This window comes from Streptomyces sp., assembly GCF_031178505.1.
Taxonomy (GTDB): Bacteria; Actinomycetota; Actinomycetes; order Streptomycetales; family Streptomycetaceae; genus Streptomyces; species Streptomyces gulbargensis.
In genome coordinates this window covers 23333-31465 of record NZ_JAPSIW010000011.1, presented here as the reverse complement: position 1 = coordinate 31465, position 8133 = coordinate 23333, and the positions used below count along the sequence as shown (strand labels likewise).

Genomic DNA, 8133 nt, shown 5'->3' with positions numbered 1-8133 from the left:
GTCGGCCCGAGCTTCGTCTCCGTCACCTACGGCGCCGGCGGCACCACCCGGGGCGGCACCGTCAAGGCCACCCAGAAGATCGCCTCCGACACCACGCTCACCCCGGTCGCGCACCTCACCGCCGTCAACCACTCCGTCGCGGAACTGCGCAACATCCTCGGCCAGTACGCCGACGCCGGCATCCGCAACATGCTGGCGCTGCGCGGCGACCCCGCCGGCGACCCGCTGGGGGAGTGGGTCGAGCACCCCGAGGGCGTCCGCTACGCCGCCGATCTGGTCCGGCTCATCAAGGAGTCCGGCGACTTCTGCGTGGGCGTCGCCGCCTTCCCGGAGATGCACCCGCGCTCCACCGACTGGGACACGGACATCCGGCACTTCGTGGACAAGTGCCGCGCCGGCGCGGACTACGCCATCACCCAGATGTTCTTCGACCCGGAGAAATATCTGCGGCTCCGCGACCGCGTCGCCAAGGCCGGCTGTGACACCCCGATCATCCCCGAAGTCATGCCCGTCGTGAACGTGAAGACCCTGGGCCGGCTGCCCGAGCTGAGCAACGCCGCCTTCCCCGCGGACGTGAAAGAGCGGATCCTCGCCGTCAAGGACGATCCCGCCGCTGTACGCTCCATCGGTATCGAGTTCGCGACGGAGTTCTGCGCGCGGCTGCTTTCCGAGGGTGTCCCCGGACTGCACTTCATCACGCTGAACAGCTCCACCGCGACGCTCGAGATCTACGAGAATCTCGGACTGCACCAGCAGTCGTGACCGGTCGTACCCGCCCCGACCCGCGGCGGTGACCGTGGAGAGGGGCGGCGGGGCATGGGGTGGACGGTCCTCTACATCGCGTTCGGTGTGGTGGCGCTCTGGCTGCTGGGCGAGGTGCTCCTCCAGTACAAGGCGCGACTGCGCTGGCGTCTCCTCGCCTTCGCCGGCTTCCTCGGCGTGGTCGTGGGCGTGCTGCTGCCCTCGGTCCCCGTCATCGTCCTCGGCGCCCTCGCGTTCGCCGTCGGCCAGACCTACGTCACGCTCTCCTTCCGGCGTGGCTTCTCCACCGGCTGGGCGATCGGCGGCAACCCCGGCGTGAGCCGCCGCCGCAGGTCCGGCGGGTCCGGGCGACGCGGGGCGACCCTGGAGGTCACCGAACTCTCGTACGACGGCGAGGGTGAGGGCGCGGACGGGACCGGCACCCCGGAGGGGGCCGGGACGGCGCGGGCCGGCGAGCCGGGGGGCACCGAGGTGTACGAGCCCCTGCCGATCCCCGACGAGACGGGCCAGTACGCCGTCTACGCGCCCGCCGGCGGTGGCACCCACGGCGACGACACGGGCGCGTACGACCCGGCGGCGGCCTACGGGGCCCCGGGCCAGGACGGTCACACCCCGGCACACGGCCCGGACGGGCTCCCGGGCCACGGCGGCTACGACGGCTTCCCCGCCGAGTACCCCGCGCAGCCCGCCTACGACTACGGCACCGGCGACGGACAGCAGCAGTACGCCGCCTACTCCGACCCGTACATCGGCCCGGGCACGGACGCTCAGCAGTACACCCCGTACTACGGCGACCCCTACGCGCCGTCCTACACCTACGACACGCCGCCCGGCGGCGTGTGGGTCCCCCAGCAGCGCGACACCGAGCCCGAGCCGCCGCAGCCGCACGCCCCGGAGGCGTACGGCTACGAACAGCAGCTCCCTGACGACCGGTCCCCGTACCGCTACTGAGCCGGCACCCGGGCGGCCGCACCAGGCCGCCCGGTCACCGCGAGCCGCGGAAGTCCGCGCCCTCCACGACGAGGCCCGCGACCAGCGCGCCGGACATGCCCGCGTGGGCGAGCCCGCCACCCGGGTGCGACCAGCCGCCCGCCAGGTACAGGCCCGGCAGCGGGGACAGGTTCGCGGCCGGCAGCAGCCGCCCCCCGGCGCCCGCCAGCGCCGGGCCCGGCACCTCGGCGCAGCCGGTGTCCCGCCGTACGTCCTCCGGGGTGCGGACGTGCCGCCACAGGAGGCGCCCGGCGAGGCCGGGAACCGCCTGTCCGGCCGCCGCCACCATCGCGTCGGCGAAGGCCTCCCAGTCCCGCTCGCCGCCGGTCCGCACGGTCGCGGTGACCGTGACCGACTCGTGCCCGGCGTCGGGCCGCAGCGCCGGGTCGTCCGGCCGCAGCACGGTCACCGCCGGCCGCTCGCCCGCGCCGTGCACCACCGTGCGGTGCACGGCCTCCGGCTCCCGCGCCCCGCGCAGGGCCAGGCAGACCGTCACCCGGCTCGTCCCCGTCTCCTGGTACCGCGGCACGTCCTCGTCCTGTCGCTCCCACGCGACCACGTGATCGCGGTACAGCGCGGGGACGGGGGCGCCGGAGACCACGTGGTCGGCCTCCACCGCCTCACCCGTCGCGAGCCGCACACCGGCCGCGCGCCCGTCCTTCTCCAGGACGTCCGCCACCGCCGTACCGAGGACGAACTCCACCCGCCGCTTCCGGCACCGCTCGTACACGGCCTCCGCGAGCGCCCGCAGGCCACCGCCCACGTACCAGCTCCCGAAGGTCTGCTCCATGTACGGCAGGACCGCCGCGGAGGCGGGAGCGGTGGCCGGATCGAAGCCGTACGACCAGGCGTAGGCGTCGAGCAGGGCCGCGAGGCGCGGGTCGCGCAGCTCGCGGGAGCCGATGCCGGCGAGCGTCGTGGCCGGCCGGCGCAGGAGGCCCGTCCGGAGGGCCGGATACGGTTCGCGGGCCAGGGGGGCGGGGTCGGCGGGCTGCGGCTCCTCCAGGAGCGGGCGCCGGGTCCGGTCCCAGGCCTCGCGGGCCCGTACCAGGAAGTCGCCCCAGCGTTCGCCCGCGCCCGTCCCGAGCGCCGCGTCGAGGGCGGCGACCGTCCCGGCCCGGGAGGCGTTCGGCAGGTCGACCCGGGTGCCGTCCGCGAAGACGTGCCGGGCCGCCGGGTCGACCTGCGTCAGCGTGACGCACTCCTCCAGCGGCTCCTTGCCGGTCTTCACGAACAGGTCCCGGTAGACGGCGGGCAGGTGCAGCAGTCCCGGCCCGGTGTCGAAGGAGAACCCGTCCCGCTCGAACCGTCCGACCGCCCCGCCGTACGTGTCCGCCCGCTCGTACACCGTCACCCGGTGGCCCGCCACGGCCAGCCGGGCCGCCGCCGCCATGGCGCCGAGCCCGGCGCCGATCACCACAATCCGTGCCATGTCAGCGACCCTATCCGGCGCCCCGACCGGGCCCGGAGGCCGGGACGGGCACCGGGACGGCCCGGCGTTCAGCGGCCGGTGCCGTTCCCTCCGGGTGGTCGCCGGCGCGCCCCGGAGGACACGAGCCGGCGCTCCTCGCGGCGCTGCGCCCGCCGGCGCAGGAAGCGGCGGATCCGGCGCGCGAGGAGGACCAGCGCCGCCAGGCCGAGGACGAGCAGCACGGCCGCGACGACGGCCGCCGCCACCGGGTGGAAGACGGCGAAGGTGATGATCCCGGCCACGCCGAGGTCCTCGGCCAGGCTGAGGGTGATGTTGGAGACGGGCTCCGGCGAGGTGTTGACCGCCATCCGCGTCCCGGCCTTGACGAGGTGGCTCAGCAGCGCCGTCGACCCGCCCACCGCGCCCGCCGCGAGCTCGGGCAGCGATCCGTTCTGGCCGGCCAGCAGGGCCCCCACGACGGCGCCCGCGACCGGCCGGATCACGGTGTGCACGGAGTCCCAGGCCGAGTCGACGTACGGGATCTTGTCCGCGACCGCCTCGCACAGGAAGAGGACGCCCGCGACGACGAGGACGTCGGTGCGCTGCAGCGACTCGGGCACCTCGTCGGTCAGCCCGGTCGCGCCGAGGACGCCGAACAGCAGGACCACCGCGTAGGCGTTGATCCCGCTCGCCCAGCCGCTGGTGAACACCAGGGGGAGTACGGACACGCCCGCGATCGTAACCAGCACTGAGTATCCGTACCTAGGGGGCGAGATGAGTAGGTACACGGATGGGCGTCGTCGGCGGCGGACGGGAGAGTGGAGCCCACGGAAGGGGCGCGGCTCCGACACCGCCGGCACGGGGCGGCGGAGCGGGGCCGCGCGCCTGCCGGTACCGGGACCCCGGGGGACGTGCGCGGGGGATGCGCACGGGGGGACCGGAACGGGGGAGGGGGAACGGGGGAAACGGGGAAAGCGGAAGGCCGGTACGACGGGGCTCGGGGGGATCGAGCCTCGCCGGACCGGCCTCTTCGCGTCCTGGCGCCGGGTTCACGGCGGTCGGCGGACGCCGCGCGGGCGGGCCGGGGTGCCCTCGGGTTCTCCCCTACGGGTCGGCCGGCGGCCGGGCGGGGTTCCCCGTACGGGTCCGCCCGGTCACGCCGGTCAGCGGCCGCCGACCCGGCCGTGCAGCAGCCGGGAGAGCGCCGCGTGCACGTCGTCCAGGGAACGCTCCCGCTGAAAGGCCTGCCAGTCGAGCGCCGCGACCAGCACCATCCCGACCAGGGCCGCCGCCGTCAGCGGCACGTCGATCTCCTCGCTCAGCTCCCCGGCCTCGACGCCCTCGCGCAGCACGCCCTCCACCACGGCGACGGCCTGCTGCCGTACCACCAGGAGGGTGGAGTTCCAGGCCCGGTTGGTGCGCCAGAGCTCGGCCACGTACAGCTGGGTGAAGGCCGGGTAGCGGTCGATGAAGACGAGCCCCGCCCGGATCATCGCGTCCAGCGCGTCGACCCGGGTGCCGCCGCGTGCGGAGGTCTCCTCGGCGGCCGTCCGCAGGGACGCCGCGAGGAGCGAGACCCCGTGCCGCAGCAGCTCCTCGAACAACTCGGTCTTGCTCTTGAAGTTGTAGTAGACCGTGCCCTTGGCGACCCCGGCGCGTTCGGCGATCTCGTCCACCGTCGTCGCGGAGAACCCCTGCTCCGCGATGAGGGTGACGGCCGCCTCGTAGAGCTTGGCGCGGGTGGCCTGGCGCCGGGTGCTGCTGCTGTCCATGGGGTCGATTCTCACAGGTCCGGCGGGGGCCGTGGCCCCCGCGCGGGCGATCGTGGCGCTCACAGCGTGAGCTCCGGGTGGAGCCGGTCCAGCGTCCAGACCTGCCGCCTGCGGGCGGAGACCGCCGTCAGGGCCAGGGCCCCGAGGGTGAACGCGGCCAGGACCGCGCAGGCCTCCCAGACGGGGGCGATGCCGCCGCCCGTGATCAGCCGGCGCAGCGCCTCCACGACGTGGGTCATCGGCAGGAACGGGTGGACGGCGTTGAAGAACCCCGGACTGGTCTGGACGGGATACGTGCCGCCCGCCGAGGTCAGCTGGAGCATGAGCAGGGCCAGGACCAGGATGCGGCCGGCGGCGCCGAAGCGGGCGTTGAGCCACTGGATGATGGCCGCGAAGCAGCAGGTCACGAGCGCGAGGAAGCCGACCGTGCCGGCCGCCCTGGCCATCTGGAGGCCGAGCCCCCAGTGCAGGACCGACATCAGGGCCGCGACCTGCAGGACGCCGATCGCCGCCACCGGGAACCAGCCGGCGAGCGCGATCCGCCAGGCGGAGCCGCCCGCGGCCAGGGCCCGCCGGTTCAGCGGCTGGATGATCATGTAGGCGACCATCGCGCCGACCCAGAGGGAGAGCGGGATGAAGTACGGGGCGAAGCCCGTGCCGTAGTTCGGCGCCTTGTGCAGGGACTGCGCGGCGAGCTTGACGGGGTCGGCCATGACCTCCGTACGCCGGTCGCGGTCGGGCTTGTCGTAGTCGGGGATCTTCTCCACGCCGTCGTGGAGCCCGACGGCGAGGTCGCCGGAGCCGTCGGCCAGCTTGAACAGACCGCCGTCCAGGTCGCCCGCGCCCTTGGTGAGCTTGCCGATGCCGGAGTCCAGACGGTTCGAGCCGGCCTTGGCGTCGGTGATGCCGGTGTGCAGCTTGTCCGCGCCGTCGGCGACCTTCTGCGCGCCCGCGTTCAGCTCGTTGATCTTCCGGATGGCGTCGGCGACGTCCTGGTCGAGCCGGGGGGAGCGGGCGGCGAGCTCGTCCGCCTGCCGCACCAGCGTGGCGAGCCGCGCGTCCAGCGTCTTCAGGTCGCCGTTGCTGTCCTTCGTCAGCTCGTGCACGTCGTCCGCGATGGTCGCGACGTCATGGGCGGAGACCACGGCCTCCTTCAGCCGCTCGCACAGTGCCGTGTCCGGGGTGGGCTTCACCTCGCACTCCTGGCGGTGGAAGGCCGTCAGGGCGGTGTCGGCCTTGTGCGCGCCGCTGCGGACGAGGGGGCCGCGCCGGACCAGGTCCTCCAGGTCGTGGCGGGCGGCCGTGGCGGAGTCGGAGACGAGCCGCGCGGTGTCGCGGATCGACTTGCCGTTGTTCGCGAGGTACGGGCGCACCTTGTCGGCGGTGCCGTTCACCTTGTCGGCCAGCGCCTGCGTGCCGTCCGCGACCTTGCGGGAGCCGTGCTCCAGGTCCTTGGCGCCCTTGTCGAGCTTCTTCAGACCGCCGGCCAGGTCGCCGCTTCCCTTCTTCGCCGTCCTGAGGCCCTCGGCGAGGTCCTCCGAGCCCTTCTTCGCCTTGTCGACCCCCTTCTTGAGGTCGGCGGCGCCCTTCGCCGCCTTGGCGGTGGCGTCGTGGATGTCCGAGAAGGAGATGAAGATCTTGTCGAGGAAGGTCCGCGAGGACTTCGTGGAGGCGGCCGTGCGCACCTCGGAGAAGACCGTCCGGGAGATCTGGCCGACGATGTAGTTGTTCGCGTCGTTCGTCCGGACCTGGAGCGCGCCGGTCTCGGGCGCGTCACCGGAACTGGAGGCGATGCGCGCGCTGAAGTCGGCGGGCATGGTGAGCGAGAGGTAGTAGCGGCCCTCCTCGACGCCCTCGCGGGCCTCGGCGTCGCTCACCCGGTGCCACTCGAAGGTCTGGCTCTCCAGGAGGCCCTCGGTGATGTCGTCACCGGCGTTGACCTGCTTGCCGTCGGTGGTGGCACCCCGGTCCTCGTTGACGAGGGCGACGGGGATCTTGTCGAGCCGGCTGTACGGGTCCCAGAAGGAGTACAGGTACAGGGCGCCGTAGAGCAGCGGCAGCAGCAGGATCGCGACGAGCGCGGCGCGCGGCAGCTTGCCCCTGCCGAAGCGCTTCAGCTCAAGCGCGGCCAGTTTCGGCGAGCGCATCGGCCGCCCCCTCCTCGTTCTCGCCGGCGTCCGGGCCGGTGGGTTCGTTCGGTTCGGCGGGGTCCTGGGCGTCGTCCGTGGCCTCGGCCTCGGGCGTTGCCTCGGTCCCTGCCTCGGTGCCGGTCGCGTCGGCCTTCCCCGCCTTTTCGGCCGTCGGTGACGTACCGGCCGTTCCGGCCTTCCCGGCCTTCTCCGGCTTCTCGGCCTTCTCCGGCTTCTCGGCCGGGGCCGTGCCGGTCCTCGCGGACCTCGTGACTCCGCCGGGCGTGACCGGCGCATCGGCCGGGTCGGGTCCGGTCGCCGCCACGGTGGTGATCCGCAGGGCGTCCGCGGGCGCCTCGCTGCACACGGCGAGAACGGTCGTCCCGGCCTCGGCCACGGACCGCAGCAGGGCCCAGGCCTCCGTGCGGTCCGCGTTCGACAGCTTCAGGTCCGCGTCGTCGACGCCGAGCAGCCGGGGCCGGCCGATGAGGGCCAGGGCCACGGACAGGCGCAGCGCCTCCAGCCGTTCCAGATCGCGTACGGACGTCCGCTCGCCCTTCGGCAGGGAATCCAGGTCCAGGCCGGCGGCGGTCAGGGCCGCGTCGATGCGGGCCCGCGCCTCGGCCGCCCGCTCCGAGGGGCGCCGCAGGAGGGCTCGTACGGAACCGTCGAAGCGGCGCTGGAGCAGCACCCGTTCGCGCAGGTGCTCGGCGACCGTGAAGGCCGGGTCGAGTTCGCTGACGCCGGGGACGTGGGCGAGCGCGGTGATCCGGCGCACCGCCGCCATCTTGCGCGGCAGGGGGAGCCCGCCGACCTCGGCGCCGCCCTCCTTGGACCTCATCCGGCCGGTCAGGGCCAGTAGAAGGGAGGTCCGGCCACTGCCGGACGGCCCCTCGACCGCGATCAGCGTCCCGGCGTCCGCGCGGAAGGAGACCCCGCGGAACACCCAGCCACGCGGGCCCTTCAGTCCGAATCCGTCCGCGACGACGGCGGCGCCGTGCGGCCGCCCGTCGGCTTCCGCTCCCACGGACCCACCCCCCGTTCCTTTTTGAACTGACTGGTCAGTGCA

Annotated in this window: 7 protein-coding genes; 2 read left to right on the top strand and 5 right to left on the bottom strand. The window is 74.0% G+C overall.

Features of this window, described 5'->3' with window-relative positions; translation table 11 throughout:
* Both RIF68_RS02540 and RIF68_RS02535 read left to right on the top strand, forming a co-directional pair.
* Nucleotides 1–762, top strand: a 762-nt coding sequence (locus RIF68_RS02540; protein WP_309049430.1) for a methylenetetrahydrofolate reductase, incomplete at its 5' end; no start/stop codon positions are given.
* A 54-nt stretch (nt 763–816) separates the two neighbouring features.
* Nucleotides 817–1713: a hypothetical protein gene (locus tag RIF68_RS02535; protein WP_309049429.1), complete on the top strand. Its 897-nt coding sequence runs from the start codon at nt 817–819 to the stop codon at nt 1711–1713.
* A 34-nt stretch (nt 1714–1747) separates the two neighbouring features.
* Here the strand turns inward: RIF68_RS02535 and RIF68_RS02530 are convergent, their stop codons facing one another.
* The 5 genes from RIF68_RS02530 to RIF68_RS02510 form a co-directional block, all read right to left on the bottom strand.
* Entirely contained in the window at nt 1748–3184 is a 1437-nt protein-coding gene (locus tag RIF68_RS02530; protein WP_309049428.1) for an NAD(P)/FAD-dependent oxidoreductase, read from the bottom strand.
* A gap of 68 nt (nt 3185–3252) precedes the next feature.
* Nucleotides 3253–3891, bottom strand: coding sequence for a DUF4126 domain-containing protein (locus RIF68_RS02525; protein WP_309049427.1), 639 nt, complete (start codon nt 3889–3891; stop codon nt 3253–3255).
* A 435-nt stretch (nt 3892–4326) separates the two neighbouring features.
* Entirely contained in the window at nt 4327–4935 is a 609-nt protein-coding gene (locus tag RIF68_RS02520) for a helix-turn-helix domain-containing protein (RefSeq protein ID WP_309049426.1), read from the bottom strand.
* A 59-nt stretch (nt 4936–4994) separates the two neighbouring features.
* The gene (locus tag RIF68_RS02515; protein WP_309049425.1) at nt 4995–7082 is read right to left on the bottom strand and encodes a YhgE/Pip domain-containing protein; all 2088 of its coding nucleotides are present in this window, start codon (nt 7080–7082) and stop codon (nt 4995–4997) included.
* Nucleotides 7054–8091 (bottom strand): ATP-binding cassette domain-containing protein, encoded by a 1038-nt coding sequence (locus RIF68_RS02510; protein WP_309049424.1) that lies wholly within the window; start codon nt 8089–8091, stop codon nt 7054–7056. Before RIF68_RS02510 ends, RIF68_RS02515 begins: the two co-directional genes overlap by 29 nt.
* Nucleotides 8092–8133: the final 42 nt, after the last annotated feature.